Origin of the sequence: Halomonas eurihalina (genome assembly GCF_008274785.1) — a bacterium.
Lineage (GTDB): Bacteria > Pseudomonadota > Gammaproteobacteria > Pseudomonadales > Halomonadaceae > Halomonas > Halomonas eurihalina.
The window spans coordinates 130,087-155,431 of record NZ_VTPU01000005.1; the positions used below are offsets into that span (position 1 = coordinate 130,087).

The following is a 25,345-nucleotide window of genomic DNA, read 5'->3' on the forward strand; positions in this document are numbered from 1 at the left end:
AGGCCAGCAATCACTCGCGGGATAGAGAAACAGGCAGCCTTCACAACGATGCTTACCCAGTCCCACTCACCAATCTTCCAGAACACTTCCTCAAGCCAGTTGCGCACGACCAAAGCCCCTCATCAGCACATGATGGCTTAAGGGTAACCTCACCCATCGCATCAATACAAGTTACTAGCCTAAATGCCTTACAAAACCCCACTCCTCTCAAAAGACTCTCACATGGACGACCAAACCAGAAGAGTGAGATCATAGGCGCTGCTCCCCATCTGAATGGGGATGAACCGTTACTGGCCTACACGCCAACCCGTTCCCCGCGTCAGCGGGGATTTTCTCCTTCCCTTGCAAACCTCACTCCCCACTGGGCGTCATAGGCACAGACGGGATCGGCCTCGACCAGCCAGGGGCGGGTGAAACGCAACGCCTTGTAGTGCTCCTGAAGCTCCTCCCATTGGGGCTGGCAATCAGCTGGCAACTCCATCAGTTTCTTCGCCTGGCTCTGGCGCAGCTTCACCTGGCTGAGCATGGCGGCATGGCGCTCGCCCTCGGCCCATAGCGCCAGCCCGCCATCTTCAGTCCGCTTCAGCAACACGACGTTACGCGTCGGCTCATCGACCAGTCGCGTGCCGATCTCCAGTTCCTCCTGCCACTGGTCGAACCCAGGCTGGCGAAGGTAACCCTGTTCGAGAGCCAGGGCGTTGAAGTTAGCCATCGAGACGGCCACCCCTTGCATCCCGCGTTGCTCCCACCTCGCCTCCTGCAAGCCATCCGGCACCAGGTCAGCGACCGGGCCATAGACATTCTCGATCAAGGCACGCGCCTCATCGGGCATGCGGATCGCCTTGAGCTCGCGCAGCACACGCTGGGTCAACCACAGCAGGGAGGTATCACGGTAAACCGCCTGGGTGCCCGGCAGGGCGCGCTTCAGCCACTCGGCATCCGGCTCGTCGCTCCACTCCGGCGCCAGCACGGACAGCACGGGCGCGCGACGCGGGCCGCGCACATGCCGTTGCAGGCGCCCGGCACGCTGAATCAGCAGATCGATGGGGGTCAGATCGCTGACCATATGGTCAACATCGCAGTCGAGGGACTCCTGAAAAACCTGCGTACTTACCAGGACTTGGCCGTGACGAAGATCGGGAGTAGAGGTCTTGCCCAACCGCTCGATGACGTCCGACTCGATGCGCTGACGATCGTCCATCGCGAAGCGGCTATGGAACAGCAGGCAGCGCTCCGGATCGGGATGGCGCTGACATAGCTGTTCATAGGCGCGAATGGCGTCGTCCACGGTATTGCGCACCCAGGCCACGCACTCCCCCGCCTCGACTGACGCCATGACGGCCTCGATCGCCCGTTCCTCGGATGCCAGCCAGTCGATGCCTACCTCACGCGACACTTCGGGGCGGGTGGCCAGCGGAGTTTCCCGCTCCAGACCATGACCGACCTGGGTCAAAAGCGGGAACGCCTGTTCCCGCAGCTCGGTCGGCGCCTGCCCCAGTCCCTCGCGCCATGCCGTCGACAGAGATTCCCGCATGGCGCGTGGCATGGTGGCCGTCAGCAGGATGGCGCTGCCGCCCTGGCGGGCATGATGGGCCAGCAACTGGTTGAGCAAGGTCTGCATGTAATGGTCATAGGCATGTACTTCATCGATGATCAGTACCTTGCGTGCCAGGCCATACAGGCGCAGCGACTGGTGGCGAAAGGGCAGCAACCCCATCAGGGCCTGATCGATGGTGCCGACCCCCACATCGGCCAGCAGCGATTTCTTCCGCGAATCGGCCAGCCAGCGGTTACAGCGCGTGGTGGCCGTCATGTCGTCGGCGGCGTAGTCCCGATCCTCCGGCTGCTCCGCGGCCACGGCCCGCATGAAGGTGTCGTTCAATTCACGAGCGCCATGGGCAAGCACGCATGAAGGGCGCGATGCCTCGTCATAGAAGCGCCGGTGCAAATGACCGAGGCGTTCATACATAGCGTTGGAGGTCGCCATGGTCGGCAAGGCGAAATAGAGCCCTTCGCCATGGCCGGCCGCCAGCAGTCGCTGGGCGAGAATGCAGGCCGCCTCGGTCTTGCCGGCGCCGGTCACATCCTCGAGGATGAAGAGTTGCGGGCCATCGCCGATCGCCAGGGTCTCGGCCTCTCTCTGCAATGGGGTCGGCGTGACCGACTGGCCGTCGAACCAGTTGGCCAGCCCGGCATAGGGCACCGGCTCGGGAGGCTTGGCAAAGCCGCTCTCCTGCAACGCCTGCTCGGCGCGTTCGAGCGCTATCGGCCAATACTCGGCCAGTGGCATCTCCTTCTGGCAGTAGATGAAGTGATCGCGATTCGAGCCCAGCCAGTCGCTGAGGGTCGCCCAGCCGGCCACCGTCCAGCTCACCGTCAGGAAGGCTTCCCGCCACTCTTGGGATACCAGCTTGTCGACCGGCCAATCGAGCTCGATCAGAGCGGCCCAGTCCGCGATGAACGCTCGAGCGGCCTCACTATCCGAGGCGCTATCATCACGCCTGAAGAACTCCGATAGTTCCAGCCCTCCGGCATCCACCGGCTGGCCATGGTGACCAAACATCGGCGCCAGCAAGGCACGCAGGGTGTCAGCCAACTGGCGGCGTTCACGTCGCGGTGGCAATTCTCCTCTCCCGCCCAAGGTGCCATCCTGCCACCACTCCATCCAGTGTGACTGCCAAAGCACGGCTCCCAACCGATCATGGCGCTCGGTATAGGCTAGCCGCTCGATCGGCGGCACTAGCGCCACCCCTTCAGGCTGTGCCAACCCCTGGAAGGCACGGGAAAACTTGCCAACGTCATGCAACCCAAGCAGAAAAACGAAGAAACGCCGCAGTTCAGTTGGTGACATATCCAACTCGTCAGCCAGACGCCTGGTGAGAGGATGTTCCGGCGCTAGAAGCAATCATCCTACGGCGGCAACATCCAGGCTGTGATAAGGCAGCAAATGACAATTATCGCCGCCATCCGCAGGCTTGGCTTTGCCCCAATACAGGTAATACAACATCCATGTCTCCTCAGCGCGACACTCCCTCCATCCAAGCACGCACGCCCCGCCTCCGCCACCGCTGGACATCCATCCACGATACTCTTCAACCCGGCTCCGATTCGGGGCATTATCGTTGGGTCGAATATGGCAACCATGGATGGAGGCCGTCATGAATGCACACACGCCCATTGCCTGGGACACTCTGGCTCGCTATCGGCTGATCGAAATTCTGGCGCTATGGGAGGGTCGGGTAGTCGCGGGTCAGATCGGTGAGGCGTTCGGTATCGGGCGCCAGCAGGCGCAGAAGGTGCTGCGGCGTTATCGGGAGCTGGCCCCGGAGAACCTGCGTTACGACGATACTCGCCATGGCTTTCTGCCAGGCCCCGAGTTCCTGCCTCGCTTCACCCAGGGCCGGGTTGATGAGTACCTGCACCTGCTGAATGCTCACGACACTCTGAGCTCGCCTTTCGCGGGCCTGGGCATGGGCGCGGCGAACACCGAGTCGCTGCCGATGCCGAACCGGTCGATATCTCCGCAGGTGGTGCGAGAGGTGGTCAAGGCAGCCAGGGAGGGGCGCCGGCTGGAGGTGACGTATGCCTCCTTCTCGAACCCGGAGGGTGAGGATCGTATCCTCGTGCCGCACACGCTGGTATTCGCCGCCGGGCGCTGGCATGTGCGCGCCTATTGCGAGAAGCATCGCAACTACCGGGATTTCGTGCTGAGCCGCTTTCGCGGCGTGCCGGAGGATGCGGGGGCCATGCTCGGCAAGCAGGATGTCGAGCATGACGAACGCTGGCAGACTCGCGTGGCGGTGCGCCTAATTCCCGACCGGCGCCTTCCCCAGGCCGAACGTGATCTGCTGGCACTGGATTACGCTATGCACGACGGCGAACTGGAGCTGTACTGTCGCGGCCCATTGGTGCGCTATGCCCTGCGCGAGCTGGGCGTCAATCCGCACCATGCGGAGGCCAATCCCCGCGCCCAGCAGATCGAGATCGCCAACCGCGAATCCCTGGCCTCTTGGATTCTCTGGTCTTGAGCCATGGCCTGGCGTCCCGCTTCTTCACCAGAGTTAAAAGGTGTAGACCGCGCCAACCGTCACCATATCCAGGTCGCCGATCTCGTCGGTATCGAGGCGCTCGAGCTCCAGTCGGCCAGTCAGGCCGAATAGGCCAAACCGTGCGCCCACGCCGTAGACCGGGTCGGTACCGGAGAGGTCGCCGCCGATGCCACGACCGTGCCGATCGGCATCCCAATCGGCCATGCCGGCCTTGGCATAGAGCCCCAACGGCCCGAGACTCCAGCCCAGCACGCCGGTAGCCTGAACACTCTCGACATCGAGACTGGCCGAGTGGCCATTCGCTTCGCCATCGAGAGTACCGACGTTGACGTAGGCAAGCTCCGCGCCCACATCCAGGAAGGGTAGCCAGCCAACGTTGTAACCACCCACCAACTTCCAGTGTTCGGCCTCGTCATCGAAGTTGCCGTCGCCATGCGTCTGACCAACACCACCACCGAGATAGAAGCCGGTATTGCCGGTCGCGAAAGCATTGGGGGCCGCCAGGGCCAGCAGGCCAGCCACACCCAGGGCGCTGAGCGTCGGCAATCCACGTTTGAGGGACATCTCGTCATCCTTGCGAAAGAAGTGGGCAGGCAGTCTACCAGTTCATTCGAATCGACAGGGCAACAAAAGAAAACGCCGCCGGTCCATGGCAGGACAGGCGGCGTATCAGCGTCAAGCCGAGCCAGCTTAGACCGGCGGCTGCTCGGGGCTGTCCGGCATGGTGATATGTCCCGGTTCCATCCGGTTGAGGTGCAGGAACTGCATGTGCCGCTCGTATTGGTCGAGCACATCCTCGATCACCTGCTCCCGGCTGTATCCCATCAGGTCGTACCCCTGGCTACCTTCCATCAGGTAGACCTCGACCCGATAGTAGCGCTTGTCGGCCTGAGGGGTATGCATGGCAAAGCCCGGCGTGGGAAAGCCCTCGCTCCACACCTGATAAGTGAAGTTCTGCTCGTCCTGCAGATCGACATTGATCGACATGTAGTCATAGCCGTTCTGCACGCCTTGGTTGACCTCCACCTGAACCCCCTGCTCGGTCAGGGAATCTCGCACGGCCTCAAACGCCGGCAAACAGGTCTCGTTCATGAAACGCTTGGCTTGCCTCTCGTTGGGGAAGCTCATGGCACGCCTGATGCGATGCTGCCAATTGTCACGCTTGTCGCGTCCACCAACGGTACGCCCGGACAGGCTGCTGGACAGGCTGAGCATCCGGCTATCCTCCTTGAAGGCCTCCATCTTCAATGCCTTGTGCAGCCCGGCAATGATGAAGAACATCACGATCGAAAATGGCAGGCCGGTGATGACGACCGCACTCTGCAAGGCGCCCAGGCCTCCTGCCAACACCAGTGCCAGCGTCAATATACCGATCACCGCCGACCAGAGAATCCGCATCCAGATCGGCGCATCGGAACTGACATCCTTGAGAATCGAGGTGAAGTTCGACAGCACCAGGGCACCGGAGTCCCCTGATGTAATGAAGAAGACGATAGCCAGGATGCTGACCGCCATCGTGGTGACAATAGGCGCCGGATACTCCTCGAGGAACAGATAGATCCCCGCCGGCGGGTTTTCCATGATGCGCTGACCGAAATCGGTGGCGCCGTTCATGGCCATGTCGATGGCGCTGTTACCCAGCAGGGACATCCACAGGATCATGAAGACGATCGGCAGCGTCAGCGTGCCCAGCACGAAGGTGCGGATGGTGCGGCCACGCGAGATGCGCGCCAGGAAGAGACCAACGAAGGGCCCCCAGGCGATCCACCAGGCCCAGAAGGACAGCGTCCAGGCATTGAGCCAGTCCTCGGGCGGGTCGAAGGCATAGGTGTTGAACGACATCTCGACGAAGCCCGAGAGGTAGTCGCCGATGTTCATCACCAAGGCATTGAGCAAGAAGACGGTCTTGCCGGCAAACAGCACGAACAGCAGCAATAGGATGGCCAGCAGGATATTGAACTCGGAGAGTCGTCGAATGCCACGCTCCACCCCGGTAACGGCCGAAATGGTGGCGAACAGCACGATGCCGAGCACCAGCACGACCTGGGTCCAGGTACTCTCGGGAATGCCAAACATGTAGTCCAGCCCGAAGTTGAGCTGGATGACCCCGATCCCCAGGCTGGCCGCGATGCCGAATACCGTGCCCAGCACAGCCGCCGTATCGACGGCATGCCCGATGACGCCGTAGATGCGCTGCCCGAAGATCGGATACAGGGCGCTACGAATGGTCAGCGGAAGATTGTGACGGTAACTGAAAAAGGCCAACGCCATACCGATCAGGGTATAGATGCCCCAGCCGGACAGGCCCCAATGCAGAAAGGTCAACTGCATGGCGTGGCGTGCCGCGGCAACCTGTCCGTCGGGGGCTTCCGGCGCGGTGTAGAACTGAGTCACTGGCTCGGCCAGGGCGAAGAAGATAACCCCAATGCCGATACCCGCCGAGAACAGCATGGCGGACCAGGAGAACAGGTTGAAGTCGGGGCGCGAGTGCTCAGGGCCGAGGCGTATCTTGCCATAGCGAGAAAAGCCCAGATAAATCACGAAGCCCAGGTAGATCACGACGGTCAGAAAGTAGTACCAACCGAAGGTCCGGGAGATCCAGCCCAGCACAGTGCCGATCACGGCATTGGCCTGCTCGGTGAACAGCATCGTCCACAATGAAAAGACGATGATACCGACGAGGGAGCTGTAGAAAACGACCGGATTGAGGCGATCGCGCTCTTCGACCTCCTTGTGCGTATCCGTAGTCATAGAATGAACTCGTTTTGTTGAGGTAAGGAAAAAAGTGCGGTTACAAGATGACCGCAGGGCCGGACGATACCCGGCCAAAGGCGCTGCATCGCAACAATTTTCCCCCATGATGTCAACGCGGCCGGCCCAAAGCGGGATACAAGCGCTGCCGAACCGCGTCATACAACCTCATACCTCTTCCTTCCTCAACAGGGCGACTTCCGTCTCATACAGGGCGATGGATCCGTTTGGCCTCGCCAGTTATGTTATGTTATAACCTCTGCGCCTTACCGGAGGTTCTTCACCATGGCGCATCGTTCTCACCGTCACCGCCCCGAGGGGCCGTGCCACTTTTCCTTGATGTCGCTGTCCGCGGCACGTCGCCTGCTGCTCGTCGCAGCACCGCTGGCCCTGCTGTGGCTGGCGGTGGTCTGGGTACTTGGAGGCGCTGGCTGATGGCACGCCTGCAACTCCACGACCTGCAACTGGCACGAGGCGGACAGACCGTCCTCGAGCATCTCGACGGCCGCTTCCAGGATGGCGCCATCACCGCCTTGATCGGCGCCAACGGCGCCGGCAAGAGCACCTTGATCTCAGCGATCATGGGCATTCTGCCACCGGTGGCCGGCCGCGTAGAATGCAAGGTGTCCCGGGAACGTTGCGCTTGGCTACCCCAGCAGCTCGCCCTGGACCTGACCTTCCCGATGAGCGTCGAGGAACTGATCATGACGGGCACCTGGCCGAGTCATGGCGCCCTGAAGGGATACTGCGCCGCGCATTATCGCCGGGGCCGCGAGATCATGGGCCAGTTGGGTATTTCTCACCTGGCCCACCGTCAGTTGGGCGAGCTTTCCGGCGGCCAGCGCCAGCGCGCCCTGATCGGCCGCACCCTGATGCAGGAAGCCGAACTGCTGCTGCTCGACGAGCCCTTCGCCAATGTCGACGGCGAGACCGTCGAGGTCCTGATGGAGGTGCTGCGCGACATGGCCACCGCCGGCGCCACCATTCTGGTGGTGCTGCACGACATGGAGCAGTTGTCGCGCCTGGCCGACGACGTGCTGTTGCTGGCCGGCGGCCATGGTCGCTGGGTCGGCACCGAGGCCCTGCTCGATCATCACAGGGGCCAGCCCGCCCGCGCGCCCCGCCTGCCCATCGACTTTTCGGATATTCCCCATGCTGGCACTGCTTGACGCCTGGCTGCTCGCGCCCTTCGATTACGGCTTCATGAGCCGCGCCGCCGTCGCCGGCCTGGCCCTGTCACTGGCCGCCCCGCCCCTAGGGGTCTTCCTGATGCTGCGCGGCATGAGCCTGATCGGCGACGCCATGTCCCACGCCATCCTGCCCGGCATCGCGCTGGGCTTTCTGTTCGCCGGCTTCTCGCTGCCGATCATGAGCCTGGGCGGCATTCTGTCGGGATTGGTCGTGGCGGTGCTGGCCGGCAGCGTCTCGCAGATGACCGGTCATCGCGAAGACTCGGCCATGGCAAGTTTCTTCCTGATCTCGCTGGCCGCCGGCGTCATGCTGGTGTCACTGGGCGGGAGCAGCGTGGACCTCACGCATGTGCTGTTCGGCTCGATACTGGCCGTGGACACCACCGCCCTGCTGTTGATCGCCAGCATCGCCACGCTGATCGTACTTTCGCTGGCGGGCATCTTCCGCGCCCTGGTGGTCGAGTGTCTCGACCCGCTGTTCCTGCGCGGCCAGGGCGTACGCGGCGGCCTGGTGCATGGTGTCTTCCTGGGCCTGGTGGTGCTCAACCTCACCGCCGGCTTCCAGACCCTGGGCACCCTGATGGCCGTGGGCCTGATGATGCTGCCGGCCACCACCGCGCGCTTCTGGAGTCAGCGCCTGGAAGGCCTGATCATCATCGCCATCGGTATTGCCCTGTTCGCCAACCTCGGCGGCCTGCTGCTGTCGTATCACTTCAGCCTGCCCTCCGGCCCGGCAATCATCCTGCTCGCCGGCCTGGCATACATCGCCTCGGCACTGTGCGGTCGCCACCATAGCCTCATCGCTCGCCACCGGCGCCGCGCCGCTCCTCTGGGCGCCCCCGCTCCCCACTGACTTTCCAGGAGATTCTCCCGATGCCATTCACCATCCCCTTCAAGCGCCACGCCGCACTGATCGCCGGCCTCTCCGCTCTGCTGGCCACGCCGAGCGTCCTGGCCGAGGAACGCGTGCAGGTCATCGCCAGCTTCAGCATCCTGGCCGACATGGTCGAACAAGTCGGCGGTGAATACGTCGAGGTCGACGCCCTGGTCGGCCCGGACGGCGACGCCCATGTCTACTCACCTCGCCCCGACGATGCCCGCAACCTGGCACACGCCGACCTGGTGGTGTTCAACGGCATGCACTTCGAAGGCTGGATGGAACGCCTGCTGAATGCCGGCGACTATGAAGGCCCCAAGGTCGTGGCCACAGCAGGCATCGCGACCCAGGAAGAGGGAGAAGACAGCCAGAGCCATGATCACTCGGGCCACGACCATGCCGAGCATGACCATGGTGGGCACGACCATGGCCACGATCATTCAGGGCACGATCACGCCGAGCATGACCATGGCGGGCACGGCCATGGACACGATCATTCAGGGCACGATCACGGCGGTCAGGACCCGCATGCCTGGCTGGACCCGATGCTCGGCAAGCGCTACGTGGCCAATATCCGCGACGGCCTGATCGCCGCAGACCCGGCGCATGAAGAGGAATATCGCCAACGAGCCCAAGCGTATATGGCCGACCTGGACGCCCTGGATGCCGAGATCCATGAGCAGATGGCGGCACTGCCCGAGTCCACCAGCGTCATTACCGGCCACGATTCCTTCGGCTATTTCTCGAAAGCCTATGGCGTCAGCTTCCTGTCACCAGCCGGGCTGACGACGGCCACCGAACCCAGTGCCGCCCACATGGCCGAATTGATCGACGTGATCGAAGCCAACAACGTTCAGGCTCTGTTCCACGAGAACATGACTAGCCCGGCGATCATCGACCAGCTCGCCGAGGAAACCGGCCGCCCGGTGGCCGGCACACTCTACTCCGGCGCCCTGTCGCCCGAAGGCGAGGCCAGCACCTATATCGGCATGATGCGCCACAACGCTCGCGTGCTGCACGACGCCCTGGCCGATCCGGAAGCCAAAGGTGCATCGGAGCCCGAGTCACAACACGAGCACTAATCCCCACTCAGAGCCGTACGACGAAAGCGGCCGCCCGATCTCGGGCGGCCTCTTTGGCGTCCAGGTGCGCCGGCTTGGGCCCCACGGCCCCTCTCTCGACGCTTGGCCTCAGTCGCCCTTGTCGGCCATCCGCGCGGCCTCGACCACCTCGATCCAGTAGCCGTCCACGTCCTTGACGAAGACCACATCCGGCATCTTGCCCTGGTCGGCGCGCTTGATGAACTCGACCTCATTGGCATCGAACCAAGCCTCGGCGGCCTTCAGATCCGGCACCGAGAAGCAGATGTGCCCGAAGCCCTGAGGTTCGGCGTTACCGTCGTGATAGGCGAAATCCGCCTGGTCCTCGGTTCCCCAGTTGTGGGTCAGTTCCAGCAGCCCTTTCTGGCTGAAGGTCCAGACGCTGCGCTGCGCCTTGTCTTCCGGCACCTCATCGCCTTTTTCGAGCTTGGCCAGAAAGTACAGGGAGAACTGCATCTCCTCGAAATCCAGCCGGCGCAGCACCTGCATGCCGAAGACACGCGAGTAGAAGTCCAGCGCCGCCTGTGGATCCTTGATCCTCAGCATGGTGTGGTTCAGGCGGAAGCCATCGGTCTCGGCGGCCGGCGCCTTCACGCCGGGGTACTGCTCACCCTGAAAGCTCATGGCGTTCTCCTCTGCTCGTATGGGCTCAGGATGCCTGCATGGGGGCGAGACGTCGGAATTTCCACCCCACCGGCCGGATGGCGGCGTTTCCTGCGGGCTTCTACATTGATAGAAGCGACCGTCACGTGAAGGGGCTCGTCATGGCCACCACCGACTTCTCCCCGGGTGATCGCATCACCTACAAGCAGCTCTCCCACGCCCTGGCTCACGGGTTCTCGCCCATCGTCGAGGTGGAATCCCAGGATGGCATTTATACGGTGCGCTTCCACCATGCCAGCGGCGTCTCCACCCTCACCGACAAGGCAGGGCATACCTGCACCTATTCGGGCACCGGCGAGATTCGCGAACGCCTCGGCGAACTGGGCCTGACCCACGGCGTATTGACCTGGGACGACCAGTGCGGCGACGAAATGATCGGCGTGCCAGGACACGCCATGACGCCCGAAGAACGCTTGACCCATGGCACGCGTATCGCCTTCCGCTGATACTCGCCAGCGCCGGCATCACGGGCTAGGCTGTAGGCGGGAGAGGGATCCCTCACGCCATGGAGCCGCGCATGCCACCACGACTCGCTTGTCACCGCCAAGCAGTGCCCCTTGTACCGAAATGGCTGCTGGCAGCACTATCGCTCTTGTGGCTGGCCGGCTGTGCCGGTCCCGACCTGGCGACTCGAGACGATGGCAATCTCTCCATGGAGCGCACCATGATCCTCGCCGAAGCACGCCAGACGCTCGGCACGCCCTATCGTTTCGGCGGGGACACCCCGAGAGGGCTGGACTGCTCGGGGCTGGTGCAACTCGCCTACGCCCGGGCGGGCATCAAGGTGCCCCGGACTTCCCGTCGGCAGTTCGAGAACTTGCCGCCGATCGACAAGGCCCGGCCGGGGGATCTGCTGTTCTTCGACACCGCCGGAGGCGGTGATGCCAGCCATGTCGGCATCTACCTGGGGCATGGCCAGATGATCCACGCCCCAGGCCAGGGGCGGCGCGTCACCACCTCAGCGGTGGATCTGGATTACTGGCGGGAGCGGTATCTCGGCGCCGCCGCCCCAGCCCCTTAGGGACGGTACGAAACGTGCCTGCCCTCGACGCTCGAAACCCAAAGCATACGAGCGGCGAGATGCGAGATCCGAACCCCGACAACCGCCTCCAGAGCTGCAGCTCGAAGCTCGAAGCTCGAAGCTCGAAGCTCGAAGCTCGAAGCTCGAAGCTCGAAGCTCGAAGCTCGTCACTAAGCGTAAATTCGACTGAGCATATGGCCAGCGGTTGTTTCCACCGACACCTTCATCGTGCAATGCTTGATGCCGTCGAACCGGCACCGTCTCTCGATGCCATCAACTCAACTGATAGGAGCCTGACATGTCACTGCAACTCGGCGACATCGCGCCAGATTTCACCCAGGAAAGCACCGCTGGCACCATCAATTTCCACGAGTGGGCCGGAGACAACTGGGTCATCCTGTTCTCGCACCCCAAGGACTTCACCCCGGTGTGCACCACCGAGCTCGGCGAAGTCTCGCGGCTCAAGCCGGAGTTCGACAAGCGCAACACCAAGGCGATCGGCCTTTCCGTGGACCCGCTCGAGGATCATGAAGCCTGGGCCGGCGACATTCAGGAAACCCAGGGCCAAGGGCTGAACTTCCCGCTGCTGGCGGACGGCGACCGCAAGGTCAGCGACCTCTACGGCATGATTCACCCCAACGCCAACGACACCCTGACGGTGCGTAGCGTCTTCATCATCGATCCGAACAAGAAGGTCCGCCTGACCATCACCTATCCGGCCAGCACCGGCCGCAACTTCGCCGAGGTGCTGCGCGTGCTCGACAGCCTGCAGCTCACCGACGAGCACAAGCTGGCCACTCCGGTGAACTGGCAGGATGGCGATGACTGCATCATCGTGCCCGCCGTAAGCAACGAAGAAGCCAAGACCCTCTTCCCCGAAGGCTGGGACGAGCAGAAGCCCTATCTGCGCCTGGTCAAGCAGCCCAAGCGCTCCTGAGGTAAAGCACGGCGGCGACGGCAAGGCTCGTCGTCGCCTCTTTACAGCTGCCAACCGGGCACGGATAGTAGAAGGCCTGACGACAGGGGCGCCGGACGCCATGCCGCCCGGCTGAGACGCACCCTCATCACCTGACCCGGATAATGCCGGCGGAGGGAGTCGTGCCGGCCATCCCGAGGCCAGCACCTCCCGCCGCCCGGGAGGCGCCATGCACACCATCGACCTCGCTCGCCACCTGAACCGTGTGCGCGAGACCTGCCCGCTGGTTCACAACATCACCAATCATGTCGCCATGAACACCATGGCCAACGTCCTGCTCGCCCTGGGCGCCTCACCGGCCATGGCCCATGCCCGCGAGGAAGTCGACGAGTTCGCCGCCCTGGCCGGTGCACTGACGCTCAACATCGGCACCCTGTCGCCCGACTGGGTGGACGCCATGGACGCTGCCGCCCGCGCCGCCAATGAGGCCGGCACGCCCTGGGTGCTCGATCCCGTAGCAGTCGGCGCCACGATCCTGCGCCGCAAGGCCGGCGCCCGCCTGCTGGCGCTTTCGCCGACGGTGGTGCGTGGCAATGCCTCGGAAATCATGGCTCTGGCCGAGCAGGGCGGCGGTGGTCAGGGTGTCGACAGCACCGATACCACCGAAGCGGCGGAACGTGCCGCCGTGGACCTGGCCCGCCGCACCGGCGCCGTGATCGCCGTCACCGGCGAAACCGACCTCGTCACCGATGGCGAGCGCCTGGCACGCGTGGCCGGCGGGCATGCCCTGATGCCACGCGTCACCACCCTGGGCTGTGCCTTGACGGGCGTGGTGGGCGCTCACCTGGCCGTCGCCGAGGATCCATTCGAGGCCAGCGTGGCAGCGCTGGCCGGCTACACCGTGGCCGGCAGCATCGCCGGAGAAAACGCCCGGGGGCCAGGCAGTTTCGCCGTGGCCTTCCTCGATGCCCTGCATGCCCTAGACACCGACACCCTGACCGCCCGCGCCCGACTGGAGATCACCCATGCGCGTTGACCTTTCCCTCTACTTGGTCACCGACCCCGAGCTATGCGCCGAGCGTGGCCTGGAGGAAACCGTCGTCGCCGCCGTGCGCGGTGGCGTGACCCTGGTACAGCTACGCGACAAGCACGCCAGCGATGCCGAACTGGTACCGGTGGCGCGACGCCTGAAGACCGCCCTCGCGGGCAGCGGCGTCCCCCTGCTGATCAATGACCGACTGGAAGTGGCCCTGGCCAGCGGCGCCGACGGGCTGCATATCGGCCAGGACGACGGCGAAGTCGACGATGCCCGGGCCGCCCTCGGAGCGGACGCCATCCTTGGCCTCTCGGTGCAGACTCCCGAGCAACTCACCCGCATCAATGCCGCCAAGCTCGACTATCTGGGGCTGGGGCCGGTCTTCGCCACACCCAGCAAGCGCGACCACGCCCAACCTCTCGGCTTCGACGGCCTGGCGGAACTGGCCGGCGCCAGCCCCCTGCCGACCGTAGCCATCGGCGGCCTCAAGGCCGAACACGCCGAGGCCGTGCGTCGCGCCGGTGCCGATGGCTTGGCCGTGATCTCGGCCATCTGCGGCATGCCGGACCCGGAAGCCGCGGCCCGCTGCTTTCGCCGGGGCACCTCCCCGGGCTTTCCTCGGCGCTGAGCCGCCCCCTCAGGCGGAGGGGCGCCGGTTCAGGGCAACGCGCCGCTCGTGATAGGCGATGACCAGGCCACTGACGATGATCAAAGTGCCGCCGACGAACACCCACAGGTCCGGCACCTCATCCCACAGCCACCAGCCCAGCAGCACGGCCCACAGCAACGCTGTGTAGTCGAAGGGCGCAGCGAGTGCCGCCGGCGCATAGCGAAACGCCAGGGTCAGTCCGACCATGGCGCCCACGCCGAGCACACCGGCCAGCAGGAAGAAGGGCCAGTGGATGGGTGCCGGCATCTGCCACACCCAGGGCAGGGTCACCGCCGACACCAGCATCGGCACCAGGGTGGTATAGAAGACCATCGCCCAGAGATGCTCGCGGCCGCCATAGCGACGCGCCGTGATCATCATCAGAGCGTAGAAGACCGCCGCCCCGACCACGATCAGGGCGGCCGGCTGGAAGCTGCTGCCTCCCGGCCGTACCACCACCAGTACGCCGATGAACCCCAGCATGGTGGCCAGCAGCGTGGTCCGATCGACCCGCTCGCCAAGCAGTGGCACCGACAACAGGTTCACGAACAACGGCGCCGCGAAGGCAATGGCGGTGGTCTCGGCCAGCGGCAGTAGGGTCAAGCCCCACATGAAGCAGATCATGGTGCCGGTGAAGATCAGGCCGCGTAGCAGGTGAACCCCCGGACGGCGCGTCGCCAGCTTGCGCAACCCGCCGTTGAAATGGGCAATCAGCGCGATCAGCGGCAGCGACACCAGGGTGCGAAAGAAGATGATCTGCAGCGGCGAGTGCGTCTCGCCGAGCCACTTGGTGATGGCATCGCCCAGTGCCAGACACAGGACACCACCACACATGCACAGGATGCCCTTGAAGGATGATGACATCTTGCCTCCTTGCAGTTGCCCTGCCGCCCGGCTTTAAGGGTGAACCAAAAAAACCACCCCACCGGCGAAGCGGCGGGGTGAGGCATGTTGAGATATCAAGCTAATGGCTGTGACGGGTGGCGACAACCCCTAGAGAGCAGCCTGCACGACCATACAGTCCATCCCCTGTGCCTGCAGACGCCGACAGGCGCTTCGCGCCTCGCCTTCCTGCATGTCTACCAGGCGAGCACGATAGATGCCAACCTCAGCGACGTGCGGCACCGCCACACGCGCATCGGCGAGTTCAGCCGTCAAGCGCTCGGCCGCCCGAGCGGCCAGACGCCGCGCATGGTCAGCATCGCTGAAGGCACCGACCTGCACGCCCCAACCACCAGGCACCGCCGCCTCGCGGTGATCGGCGACGCGACGGATCGGGTCGGGCTCATTGCGCGGGGTCGCCGAGGCAACGGACACAGTGGAGGCCGGCCGTGAAGAAGCGCTCGGCGCGGGCTCCGACATCACGGCCGGTTCAGAAGCCGTGACCGGCTCAGGGGCCGGAGTTGCAGACCCCATGCCGGTATCGGCCGCCGCGATGACTTCGTCCCGGGAAGCCGAGCTAACTGGCTGCGCTGCGGGGCCAGGAGTACTGGCGGTCCCGGCATTGCCGGAACTGGCCAGCATCTGACCAGACGGCGGCGACATCGGCTGCCGAGCATTGGGCAGAAGATGGTCATCAGTGATCCGGGTATTGGCCAGAAAGCCCCGCCCATCGGCCAGCGAGGCACGAAGGAACCCACGGTCCAGCAGGTTAGCCATGTGCTTATCCCGGGAGGCAGCGGTATAGCCGCCCATGACCACCGAGAGAATGCGTCGGCCACCGCGCTTCGCCGAGGTTGCCACATTGAAGCCGGAGGCCCGGATGAAGCCGGTCTTCAGGCCATCGGCTCCCGGATAACTGTCCAGCAGATTATTGTGGCCCGTCAGGGTCTTGCCGCGCCAGGTGAAGCGATCCAGGGAGAAGTAGGAATAGTACTGGGGGAAATCGAGCATCAGGCGCCGGGCGAGCAGCGCAATATCGCGAGCCGTGGTGACCTGCCGATCATCCGGCAGCCCCGAGGCGTTGCGGAACGTCGTGTTGCGCATGCCAAGCTCATGGGCGCGCGAGGTCATCATCCGTGCGAAGCTCGATTCGCTACCGCCGAGCGCCTCGGCCACCACCACCGCCACATCATTGGCGGAACGAACGACCAGGGCTTGAATGGCCTTCTCCACCGGAATGCTCTCACCCGGCTTCAGCCAGAGCTTAGTGGCCGGCATTGCGGCAGCCGTGGATGACACTGGCAACCGCTGTTGCGGCGTCATGCTGCCCTGCTCGAGCGACTCGAACAGCATGTAGAGCGTCATCATCTTGGTCAGAGAAGCCGGATAGCGCGGTGCATCGGCATTCTCGGCATAGAGAATCTCGCTGGTATCGGTATCGATCACGATACCGGCATAACGCGGATTTTGCGCCTGGGCGGTGCTCGCCAGCAGCGTGACAGCCAACAGCAAGATGAGGGCGAGGCACCATCGCCGTGTCATTATGAGCCCCATGGGTGTTCCCCTGATATTTGTGGCTTCCCTACACAAGCGCATTATGACCCACAATAGCGTCCTGTACAGGGGAAAAGGCCACAAAAATCGGCTTTTTCGTGCCGCCCTGGTTCGATAGCTCATCATCATCGCCGTCAGGTTCAACCGATGACGCCGAGTCGCTGCAACCCCAGCCAGATCAAACGCAACGCCAGCAGAGTCAGGCCCCAGCGAAACAGACCGTCGAAACGCCGCTCGGAAAGCCGCCCCAGCAGCCGCAATCCCAGCCAGGTGCCGACCACACCGGAGGCGATCATTAACGCGATCAGCCAAAGCCAGTCACGGAACACGAAGCCGGCGGCGCCAAACACGAAAGCCTTGGTGAGGTGCTGTAGCGTCATGCAGGCGGCGAAGGTGGCCACGGTGGACTGCCGTGAGCCGCCGTGCTGCTTGATGAAGGCCGCGACCATCGGACCACTGGCTCCGACCAGGCTCGAGAGAAAGGTCGTGATGCCCCCTGCAACAGCGGTGCCAACCTGACCCAGGCTTCGCTTGGGCAGCCCTGGCCCCCAGAGAGTGAACAGCACAAAGCCAGCGATGGTCAGCTCCAGCAGGCCGGTCGGCAGGCGCACCAGCATCCAACTGGCCGCCAGGGCACCGACCAGTGCACCCGGCACAAAGGCCGCCAGGATCGGCCAGGCCAGGTGACGCAGCGTCATCAGCGCTCGCCCACCGTTGGAACCCAGCTGCACCATGCCATGCACCGGGATCAATGCCGCCCCAGGCATCACCTGCGCCATGGTCATGATCAGCAGGGTCCCTCCGCCGACACCCATCGAGGCACTGATCATGGAGGTCAGGGTCGAGAGCAGAATCAACAGGAGTTCGACGCCGCCATCGAGCGGCGACAGGCTATCCGGCAATGGCATGGCACATCCTTGAGAAGTGCTGTATCAGCCGAGCATCTTACCAGGCCCCGAATGCCGGACACTCGAGATTTCAGGCGACAAAAGACGGCTGGAATAACCCGCCCGCAAAGCAGCGTCAGCCCACCCGCCCATCGCCGGGCGGCGCTTCAAATAGCCGCCGGAAGCCTTGTACATCGCAGGACAAGGCCTCCTCGTCCAGAAAGACCTGACTACGTGCCAGAACGCGAGGGTGTCCCCGGATCGACGTTCTCACGCCAGTGACATCGCCGATTCTCGCGCTCCCCAGCAACGTCCCTTCAAAGACATTGCCGAACGGCGAGACCGTGCGAACAGTCGTGCCGGGCGGAAGCTCTCCACGCTTCATCAGATGGGCAAGCAAGGCCGTCGTTCCCGTGCCCGTCGGTCCGCGACAGATCACGCCGGGATGCATGTAAACGGCAAGAGGCACGCTCATCCCCTTGATGGGGGATCGTTCCGGGGCACCCGCCAGCAGGATCATGGAGGGAGGCGGCAGGTCGCCGAGCAGCGGATGATGGATGCACCACGCAGGATCCAGGCTCGCCAAGAGCGCCGCGCAGAAGCGTTGAAGCGCCTCGACGGAGGCCGTGGCGGGGTCGATGCCTATCTCTGCACCACGCACCATCACATAGGAAGTGCCACCATATACCAGCTCGAGTGGCACAGAGCCCCAACCCTCGACCTCCAGGCGATGCTCTCCGGTCGCGACGAACCCCGGCACGGCCTCATACGTCACCGTTTCCACTCGCGCATTCCGACAGCCGATATCCAACGTGGAAAGACCTGCCGGCGTCTCCAGCACCAGCCGCTGTTCCGCCTCCGTGGTCGGCAGTCTCTCCGCTTCGGCCAGGGCGGCCACGGCACACATGGCATTCGATCCCGAGAACCCCGGATACCCCATGGGGCCCATGATGATCAGCCCGGCATCGGCCCGTGCATCGGACGGCGGCACGATCAGGTTGAGACAGTGGGAAGGCGTACCGTGAGGTGGGGATACGAAGCATCGTCTCAGCCCGTCGGCCTCATGCTGCAAGAACTCCGCACGCCCAACGACAGTGCTCCCAGGCAGGTCGGTCACACCATCCATGATGACACGACCGACATCCCCTCCCGCCTGTGCCTCCACCACATCCAACGAGATCCTGCTCGCCGGTCCCTCGCTCCGGGCCATCCTCGCCTCCGACCTCATGCCGACATCTGTCGACAATATAGTCGATCAGACGTCGAGCGCTTCCAGTACGGCCTCGCGGGAGGCACGTTCACGCTCGCCGTAAAGAGCCAGCTCATCGGTCACCTCGGCCCCCAGCGCCTCCTCGAAGGCCTCCCGGTTGGCATGACCGGCGTAAGCGTCATTGCTACCGCCGCCGAGGTTCGACTGGAAGATGCCAGCCGCGCTGACCGGCAGGAAATCCTCATAGGTGATCGGCCGTGCGCTGACCAGCCCCTGCTCAATCAACGCCTCCAGCTCGGTCTCGGCGACCGGACCTGCCTCGTGCCCTGCCTCGGTCAGCCGATATTCGAAGAAAGCCAGGCCCTGGCGGCGCAACTCGGCCTCGGTGTCCGGGAAACCGGCGAACACCTCGGCCAGGACGCGCTGGTGCTCGGCATTGGGCAGCCCATTGGTACGCCGACGCGATTCGGCGAGCAGCCGGTCGTAGAGCGCACGACCCTCGACGGTCAGCGCCACGCCACGCTGCTCGATCTCGCCGAAGCGCGCGGTGTGGGTCCCCTGCTGCTCACCGGCGAAGCGGGTCGGCTCTTCCAGGGCCTTGAAGCTGGTCTGGCGCAGCAAGATCGGGCAGTCGCGACGCGGCGGACCCTCGATGACCTCCTTGGGATTCATGCCCACCGCCGGCATGCGGCGCTGCACTTCGTCGATGTCCAGGGTGCGCGGCGTCAGGTGATTGATGTGCGGCCCGCGGAAGCAGACCACGTCGGCGATCAACCGATGCTCGGCATGCAGCGCCTCGTAGGTCTCCAGATCCACGGTGGCGTCATGGTGCCAGCGAAAGGTTTCCAGCGCCTCGGCCACGAAGCGGTCGGCCTGCTCGTCGGTCAACCCGCCCTGCCGCTCGCTGAGCTCGATCAACTCCCGGGCGCCGGTCGTGAAGATGTCACGCTTGGCGAGGATAGCGGCGGCGCGCTTGCGCAGCTCGGCGCTCTCGATCAGTTCCAGGCGCAGTAACGAAGTGAAGACACGGAAAGGATTGCGCGCCAGGGCCTCGTCGTCGATGGGCCGGAAAGCAGTGGAATGCACCGGCACGCCGGCCTCGGAGAGATCGTAATAGCCCACCGGGTACATGCCCATCACCGCGAACAACCGGCGCAGCATGGCAAGCTCCTCGGCCGTACCGACGCGAATGGCGCCGTGCCGCTCGACGCCGAGCCGGTTCATCTCGTCATGGGCCTCGAGCCGCTCGGCCAGCTCGGGGGCGCGCGCCAGAGTCTCGCGGTTCACCTCCGCGACCAGTTCGAGCAGGGTCTCGTACTGGGGCACCTCGGCCTGATACATGGCCGACATGGCCCTGGAAAAACGATCACGGATCTCGTGATGGGAAACGGGGGACGTCATCGGATAATGCCTCTCGATATTCAGTCGTCATGGATTCGGTTGATGTGTCGCGCAGGACGGTGCAGAGCACCGCCGGGCCCGGCGATCATGGCTGCAGCCGTCCCAAGGCTCTCTCGAGCCTCGCCAGGCCTTCTCCAAGCACCTCGGGCTCGGTGGTCAGCGGAGGCAACAGGCGCAGCACGTTGCGCCGCCGCCCGCTGGGCATCAACAGCACGCCCTCCTCGCGGCCGGCAGCCAGCAGGCCCGCCAGATGCTCGGCGCCGGTGGCACCAGGCGTATCCTCGAAGACGATACCGCGCATGGCGCCCACGCCGGTCATTTCGCCGAGCATCGGATAGCGGCCGGATGCCCGCCAGTCACGATACGCCTCCCGCACCATCGTCTCCTGGCGCTCGCTCCAGCCGGCCAGGCGATCCTCGCTCATCACCTCCATCACCGTCCGGGCCGCGGCACAAGCAACGGCATTGCCCGAATAGGTGCCACCCAGACCGCCCTTCGGTGGGGCATTCATGATCTCCCCCTTGCCAGCCACAGCCGCCAGCGGCAGCCCGGCGGCCATGCTCTTGCCCATCAGCAGCAGATCGGGTTCGACACCCAGGTGGGAAAAGGCGAAACGCTTGCCGGTGCGCCCGAAACCGGACTGGATCTCGTCGAAGATCAGCAGAATACCGTGGGACTCGCACAGCGCCCGCAAACGCACGGCGAAATCGGCACACAGCAGGCGAAAACCACCCTCGCCCTGGACCGGCTCGACGATGATGCAGGCGACCTCGTCGGCGGGTATCTCGACGTCGAACAGCCGCTCCAGAGCTGTCATGGCGGTGTCGGCATCGACTCCGCCGTCGCGACTCGGGAAGGGCAAGTGATGCACCGGGCCGGGCAAGGCACCGAGGCGGTTCTTGTAGGGCTTGACCTTACCGTTGAGATTCAACGCCGCCAGCGTGCGGCCATGGAAGCCGTCGTCGAAGGCGATCACGCCCTGGCGCCCGGTGGCGGCGCGGGCGATCTTGAGAGCGTTCTCGGTGGCCTCGGCACCGCTGTTGGTGAGCATGCAGGACAACGGATACGACACCGGCACGAAGGCATCCAGGGCCCGGGCCACCTCGAGATAGCCACGATGCGGCAGGGCATTGAAGGCGGAGTGCATCAGGGTGCCGACCTGTGCCTTGACCGCCTCGACCACGGCGGGATGGCCATGCCCCAGGTTGAGCACGCCGATACCACCGACGAAGTCGACGTAATGCATGCCCTGTTCGTCCCAGACCTCGGCGTTGCGGCCCCGTTCGATGCAGATGGGGTGCACGATGCCGAGCGAGTCACTGATGTGCGGGAGGTCCATGTCGTCGTCCTGTGGGAGCGTATGGCCATGATGAGAACAGAGCCACGTTCCGGGCTTCAAACGAAAAAAAGCGCGCTATCCATTCCCTGTTGTCATGCATTATGCTGAAGCATCGAAGACATCAGCGATTATCCGGCTTCCCGCCCGGTGCATCGCCCTTCCAGCATGACCCATGAGAATCCATGAAACGCGGAGCCCTGGCATGACAGCACGTCACCTGCCCTCGACCATCACCATGCAGTGCTTCGAGGCGGCCGCGAGGCACATGAGCTTCACCCGTGCCGCCGACGAGCTGAGCATCACCCAGAGCGCGGTCAGCAAGCAGGTGGCACAACTCGAAGCGTATCTGCAACACAAGCTGTTCCGACGCGTGCGCCGCACCCTGGTACTGACACCGGAGGGCTCGCTGTATCTCACCGAGGTGCGCAAGATTCTGGCCCAGATCGAGATGTCAGCGAATACCATCATGACCTACAGCGGCCAGGGCGAGGTGCTGCGAGTCGCCAGCCTACCGACCTTCGGGGCCCGCTGGCTGGCCCGCCAGTTGCCCGACTTCCTGGACGCCAATCCGCATATCGACCTGAGCGTTCGCGACCATGTCGAGGCCTTCGACCTGGATCAGGAGGATATCGACGTGGCCATCTTCCACGGTCATGGCAGCTGGCCAAACCTGGAGTGCCACAAGTTGTTCGACGAGGAGGTGGTCGCGGTCGGCGCACCCGACTACCTGGCCCGTCAGCAACCGACGAGCGCCGCCGACCTGGCCGAGTGCCGCCTGCTGCATCTCTCTACCCGCCCCGATGCCTGGCACCGCTGGTTCGCCGATCAGGGCATCACCACCGACCGCAGTTATCACGGCACGCGCTTCGAGACCTTCCAGATGCTGATCCGCACGGCGATGAGCGGCGGCGGACTTGCCCTGGTGCCGCGCTTCTTCGTCGACGCCGAACTGACCGAGGGCCGGCTGTCCCTCGCCTGGTCCCACGTCCTCAAGGGGCCCGACACTTACTACCTGGTGCACCCGGAGCACCTCGGCGAACTCTCCCGGGTGCGCCGCTTCGTCGCCCATGTGCTGGCGTGTGCCGAGGCGGATACGCCGGCCGGCACATCACGTTAGGGAAACACTGCTTAGAGAGCCCCTCCGGGGCCATCCCGATGCTCGAGTATCCAGTCGATGAAGCCACGCACCTTGGCAACCTCTCCCTTGTGTTCGGGGTAGGCCAGGTAATAGGCATCCCGGCTGGCCAGGCCGAACGACCAGGGAATCGTCAGCAGGCCGGCCTGTAGCTCCTCCTCGGCCAGGAAACGCGGCACCAGGGCCACGCCGCAACCGGCCCGGGCCGCACGCAGGGCCATGTAGAAGGTATCGAAACGCGGCCCGTGGTAGCTGTGCTCGGTATAGCAGTCCTGAGCCTCGAACCAGTCGTGCCAGGCCTCGGGCCGTGTCGCGCTCTGCAGGAGCACCAGCCGTGTCAGCGCCAGCGGCTCCTGGATACCGCCGTTAGGCAATGCGGACGGCGCACAGACCGCCACCATCTCCTCATCGAGCAACCGGATACATTCGGCCCGCGGCCAGGCGCCGTGGCCGAAGAAGAAGGCGACATCGACACGTTCCTCCTCCAGGTCGAAGGGTTCCGAACGATTGGCGATGTTCAGGTAGACCCGTGGATGCCGGAAGCGAAACCCATTGAGCCGCGGAATCAGCCAGCGCGCCCCGAAGGTCGGCAGGGTGGTGACATTGAGCACTTCGCTCTGGCCGCCGTAGGACTGCATGTAGCGCGTGGACATCTCCACCTGCGCCAGGATCTTGCGCACCTCGGTGAGATACAGCGAGCCCTCGGGGGTGACCTGGAGACGCTTGCGCACGCGGCGGAACAGCGGGTGCTCGAGCACCGACTCGAGCTGGGCCACCTGCTTGCTGACGGCGCTCTGGGTCAGGTTCAGCTCGTCGGCGGCACGAGTGAAGCTCATGTGCCGCACCGAGGCCTCGAAGCACTGCATGGCGGTCAGGGTGGGCAGGTGGCGACGGCTCATGCGTCTCTCCTCTTCATGTACCACTCCTTGTCATGGGCGGCTCCGCGTCGTGGCCCTTCTTTTCAGCTCGAGGGCTATAACCAGAAAAAAAGGAATAACCTCCATATAAAACGTCGTTTGAAGGGCGTCAACCACCGCGCCAATACTGGTTTCGTTTCCCGCCCCCGAAATGAACAGTAGGAGGAAGAATGATCGAATCCCTCATGCAGCGCCTCGGCGTCTCCGAGAACGCTTACCGCCAGGGCGACTTCACGGTCACCTCACCCACCGATGGAAGCGAGCTCGGTCGAATCCATCTCGAGGGCGCCGATGCCGTCGAGGCCCGCGTGGTACGTGCCCAGCACGCCTTCGAGCAATGGCGCCGGGTGCCCGCCCCTCGCCGCGGCGAGCTGGTTCGGCTGTTCGGCGAGCAACTGCGCCGCCACAAGGAAGATCTCGGTGCCCTGGTCACCCTGGAGTGCGGCAAGATCTACCAGGAAGGCCTCGGCGAAGTGCAGGAGATGATCGACATCTGCGACCTGGCCGTCGGTCAATCGCGCCAGCTCTACGGCCTGACCATCGCCTCCGAGCGCCCCGGTCACCACATGCGCGAAAGCTGGCATCCGCTGGGGCCGATCGGCCTGATCACCGCCTTCAATTTCCCGGTGGCGCCCTGGGCCTGGAATGCCGCTCTGGCTCTGGTTTGCGGCAACAGCCTGCTGTGGAAGCCCTCCGAGAAGACCCCGCTCACCGCCCTGGCCTGTCAGTCGCTGCTGGAACGTGCCATGGCCGAATTCGGCGACGAAGCGCCCGAAGGCCTCAGCCAGGTGATGACGGGAGACCGCGAGGCCGGCGAACGCCTGGCCGACGACCCGCGCGTGCCGCTGATCAGCGCCACCGGCAGCACCCGCATGGGTCGCGAGGTCGCACCTCGGGTCGCCGCTCGTTTCGGCCGCAGCATCCTCGAACTGGGCGGTAACAACGGCATGATCCTGGCGCCCAGCGCCGACCTGGACATGGCAGTACGCGCCATCCTGTTCTCCGCCGTGGGCACTGCCGGACAGCGCTGCACCACCTTGCGTCGTCTGATCGTCCATGAATCGATCCGCGACGAGGTCGTCGAGCGCGTGAAGAAAGCCTATGCCGGCGTGACCATCGGCGATCCCATGGAAGGCAATCTGGTTGGCCCCCTGATTGATGCCCAGGCCTTCGACCAGATGCAGTCCGTACTCGACCAGGCCCGCCAGAAAGGTGCCGGCGTCTTTGGCGGTGAACGCCAGCTCGCCGATAAGTATCCCGATGCCTACTACGTGACCCCGGCCATTGTCGAGGTCGAGCGACAGGACGACCTGGTCAAGAACGAAACCTTCGCCCCAATCCTCTATGTCATGAGCTACCGCGACTTCGACGAGGCCATGGCCCTGCACAACGACGTTCCCCAGGGACTTTCGTCGTGCATTTTCACTAGCGACGTGCGCGAAGCCGAGGCCTTCGTCTCGGATGTCGGCAGCGACTGCGGCATCGCCAACGTCAACATCGGCCCGAGCGGCGCGGAGATCGGTGGCGCCTTCGGTGGAGAGAAAGAGACCGGCGGTGGCCGCGAGTCCGGCTCCGATGTCTGGAAGAGCTACATGCGCCGCCAGACCAATACCATCAACTACTCCCGCGAGCTGCCATTGGCCCAGGGAATCAAGTTCGACTGAGCGCGAGCGACCCTGCAACGAATTAGCGAAGCGCTGTACGGACGTGCCCGATATCCCGGTTTCCGGCACGCCCGGCCATTCAGGACGTGTCATGGAGTCCAAAG

Annotated in this window: 23 protein-coding genes, 1 pseudogene and 1 riboswitch; of the genes and pseudogenes, 12 read left to right on the forward strand and 12 right to left on the reverse strand. The window is 64.2% G+C overall.

Annotated features, from left to right (window positions below; all coding sequences use genetic code 11):
• Positions 1 to 319 precede the first annotated feature (319 nt).
• Positions 320 to 2,290, reverse strand: coding sequence for a CRISPR-associated helicase Cas3' (gene cas3, locus FZZ93_RS06910; RefSeq protein WP_246146139.1), 1,971 nt, complete (start codon positions 2,288 to 2,290; stop codon positions 320 to 322).
• Between the two features lie 30 nt (positions 2,291 to 2,320).
• Positions 2,321 to 3,178 (reverse strand): annotated as a pseudogene (locus tag FZZ93_RS18525) (CRISPR-associated endonuclease Cas3''); the annotation flags it as partial.
• Between FZZ93_RS18525 and FZZ93_RS06915 the strand changes: the two are divergent.
• The gene (locus tag FZZ93_RS06915) at positions 3,159 to 4,028 is read left to right on the forward strand and encodes a WYL domain-containing protein (protein WP_149321594.1); all 870 of its coding nucleotides are present in this window, start codon (positions 3,159 to 3,161) and stop codon (positions 4,026 to 4,028) included. The pseudogene FZZ93_RS18525 and the gene FZZ93_RS06915 overlap by 20 nt on opposite strands.
• A 33-nt stretch (positions 4,029 to 4,061) precedes the next feature.
• On the opposite strand, the gene FZZ93_RS06920 is transcribed toward FZZ93_RS06915, so the two are convergent.
• On the reverse strand, positions 4,062 to 4,613 hold the full coding sequence (locus FZZ93_RS06920; RefSeq protein ID WP_149321595.1) for an outer membrane beta-barrel protein: 552 nt from the start codon (positions 4,611 to 4,613) through the stop codon (positions 4,062 to 4,064).
• A gap of 126 nt (positions 4,614 to 4,739) precedes the next feature.
• On the reverse strand, positions 4,740 to 6,800 hold the full coding sequence (betT, locus tag FZZ93_RS06925; protein ID WP_149321596.1) for a choline BCCT transporter BetT: 2,061 nt from the start codon (positions 6,798 to 6,800) through the stop codon (positions 4,740 to 4,742).
• 285 nt (positions 6,801 to 7,085) lie between these two features.
• Here betT and FZZ93_RS18310 point away from each other — a divergent pair, with 285 nt between their 5' ends.
• The 4 genes from FZZ93_RS18310 to FZZ93_RS06940 are packed head-to-tail and all read left to right on the forward strand — an operon-like array spanning position 7,086 to position 9,949.
• Positions 7,086 to 7,235: a hypothetical protein gene (locus tag FZZ93_RS18310; protein WP_187774479.1), complete on the forward strand. Its 150-nt coding sequence runs from the start codon at positions 7,086 to 7,088 to the stop codon at positions 7,233 to 7,235.
• Positions 7,235 to 7,969, forward strand: a complete 735-nt coding sequence (locus FZZ93_RS06930; protein WP_149321597.1) for a metal ABC transporter ATP-binding protein — start codon at positions 7,235 to 7,237, stop codon at positions 7,967 to 7,969. Before FZZ93_RS18310 ends, FZZ93_RS06930 begins: the two co-directional genes overlap by 1 nt.
• Positions 7,953 to 8,843 carry a metal ABC transporter permease gene (locus tag FZZ93_RS06935; RefSeq protein WP_149321598.1) on the forward strand — a complete coding sequence of 297 codons (891 nt, stop codon included), beginning with the start codon at positions 7,953 to 7,955 and terminating at the stop codon, positions 8,841 to 8,843. Before FZZ93_RS06930 ends, FZZ93_RS06935 begins: the two co-directional genes overlap by 17 nt.
• A gap of 20 nt (positions 8,844 to 8,863) precedes the next feature.
• Positions 8,864 to 9,949 carry a metal ABC transporter solute-binding protein, Zn/Mn family gene (locus FZZ93_RS06940; RefSeq protein ID WP_149321599.1) on the forward strand — a complete coding sequence of 362 codons (1,086 nt, stop codon included), beginning with the start codon at positions 8,864 to 8,866 and terminating at the stop codon, positions 9,947 to 9,949.
• A gap of 108 nt (positions 9,950 to 10,057) precedes the next feature.
• Here the strand turns inward: FZZ93_RS06940 and gloA are convergent, their stop codons facing one another.
• Complete coding sequence (gene gloA, locus FZZ93_RS06945; protein WP_149321600.1) at positions 10,058 to 10,591, reverse strand: lactoylglutathione lyase; 534 nt, start codon at positions 10,589 to 10,591, stop codon at positions 10,058 to 10,060.
• Between the two features lie 140 nt (positions 10,592 to 10,731).
• On the opposite strand from gloA, the gene FZZ93_RS06950 reads away from it, so the two are divergent.
• The 5 genes from FZZ93_RS06950 to thiE all read left to right on the forward strand — a co-directional run bounded on the left by FZZ93_RS06950 (position 10,732) and on the right by thiE (position 14,231).
• Complete coding sequence (locus FZZ93_RS06950) at positions 10,732 to 11,076, forward strand: hypothetical protein (protein ID WP_149321601.1); 345 nt, start codon at positions 10,732 to 10,734, stop codon at positions 11,074 to 11,076.
• A gap of 71 nt (positions 11,077 to 11,147) precedes the next feature.
• Entirely contained in the window at positions 11,148 to 11,651 is a 504-nt protein-coding gene (locus tag FZZ93_RS06955; protein WP_149321602.1) for a C40 family peptidase, read from the forward strand.
• A 298-nt stretch (positions 11,652 to 11,949) separates the two neighbouring features.
• Positions 11,950 to 12,588: a peroxiredoxin gene (locus FZZ93_RS06960; RefSeq protein ID WP_149321603.1), complete on the forward strand. Its 639-nt coding sequence runs from the start codon at positions 11,950 to 11,952 to the stop codon at positions 12,586 to 12,588.
• Between the two features lie 74 nt (positions 12,589 to 12,662).
• Positions 12,663 to 12,763: riboswitch (TPP riboswitch) on the forward strand.
• A 33-nt stretch (positions 12,764 to 12,796) separates the two neighbouring features.
• Complete coding sequence (gene thiM, locus FZZ93_RS06965) at positions 12,797 to 13,603, forward strand: hydroxyethylthiazole kinase (RefSeq protein WP_149321604.1); 807 nt, start codon at positions 12,797 to 12,799, stop codon at positions 13,601 to 13,603.
• Positions 13,593 to 14,231, forward strand: coding sequence for a thiamine phosphate synthase (thiE, locus tag FZZ93_RS06970; protein WP_149321605.1), 639 nt, complete (start codon positions 13,593 to 13,595; stop codon positions 14,229 to 14,231). Before thiM ends, thiE begins: the two co-directional genes overlap by 11 nt.
• A 9-nt stretch (positions 14,232 to 14,240) precedes the next feature.
• On the opposite strand, the gene FZZ93_RS06975 is transcribed toward thiE, so the two are convergent.
• From FZZ93_RS06975 to FZZ93_RS07000, 6 genes are all read right to left on the reverse strand, one after another.
• The gene (locus FZZ93_RS06975; RefSeq protein ID WP_149321606.1) at positions 14,241 to 15,116 is read right to left on the reverse strand and encodes a DMT family transporter; all 876 of its coding nucleotides are present in this window, start codon (positions 15,114 to 15,116) and stop codon (positions 14,241 to 14,243) included.
• Between the two features lie 129 nt (positions 15,117 to 15,245).
• Complete coding sequence (locus FZZ93_RS06980) at positions 15,246 to 16,676, reverse strand: serine hydrolase (protein WP_246146135.1); 1,431 nt, start codon at positions 16,674 to 16,676, stop codon at positions 15,246 to 15,248.
• A 152-nt stretch (positions 16,677 to 16,828) separates the two neighbouring features.
• A complete protein-coding gene (locus FZZ93_RS06985; RefSeq protein WP_149321608.1) occupies positions 16,829 to 17,596 on the reverse strand; it encodes a sulfite exporter TauE/SafE family protein in 768 nt (255 codons plus the stop codon).
• 115 nt (positions 17,597 to 17,711) lie between these two features.
• Complete coding sequence (locus FZZ93_RS06990; protein WP_187774480.1) at positions 17,712 to 18,785, reverse strand: proline racemase family protein; 1,074 nt, start codon at positions 18,783 to 18,785, stop codon at positions 17,712 to 17,714.
• A gap of 45 nt (positions 18,786 to 18,830) precedes the next feature.
• A complete protein-coding gene (hglS, locus tag FZZ93_RS06995; protein ID WP_149321610.1) occupies positions 18,831 to 20,186 on the reverse strand; it encodes a 2-oxoadipate dioxygenase/decarboxylase HglS in 1,356 nt (451 codons plus the stop codon).
• An 85-nt stretch (positions 20,187 to 20,271) separates the two neighbouring features.
• Positions 20,272 to 21,525, reverse strand: a complete 1,254-nt coding sequence (locus FZZ93_RS07000) for a 2-aminoadipate transaminase (RefSeq protein ID WP_149321611.1) — start codon at positions 21,523 to 21,525, stop codon at positions 20,272 to 20,274.
• 202 nt (positions 21,526 to 21,727) lie between these two features.
• Here FZZ93_RS07000 and FZZ93_RS07005 point away from each other — a divergent pair, with 202 nt between their 5' ends.
• On the forward strand, positions 21,728 to 22,642 hold the full coding sequence (locus tag FZZ93_RS07005; protein WP_149321612.1) for a LysR substrate-binding domain-containing protein: 915 nt from the start codon (positions 21,728 to 21,730) through the stop codon (positions 22,640 to 22,642).
• 11 nt (positions 22,643 to 22,653) lie between these two features.
• On the opposite strand, the gene FZZ93_RS07010 is transcribed toward FZZ93_RS07005, so the two are convergent.
• A complete protein-coding gene (locus FZZ93_RS07010) occupies positions 22,654 to 23,559 on the reverse strand; it encodes a LysR family transcriptional regulator (RefSeq protein WP_149321613.1) in 906 nt (301 codons plus the stop codon).
• Positions 23,560 to 23,747: 188 nt separating this feature from the next.
• On the opposite strand from FZZ93_RS07010, the gene amaB reads away from it, so the two are divergent.
• On the forward strand, positions 23,748 to 25,241 hold the full coding sequence (gene amaB, locus FZZ93_RS07015) for an L-piperidine-6-carboxylate dehydrogenase (protein WP_149321614.1): 1,494 nt from the start codon (positions 23,748 to 23,750) through the stop codon (positions 25,239 to 25,241).
• Positions 25,242 to 25,345: the final 104 nt, after the last annotated feature.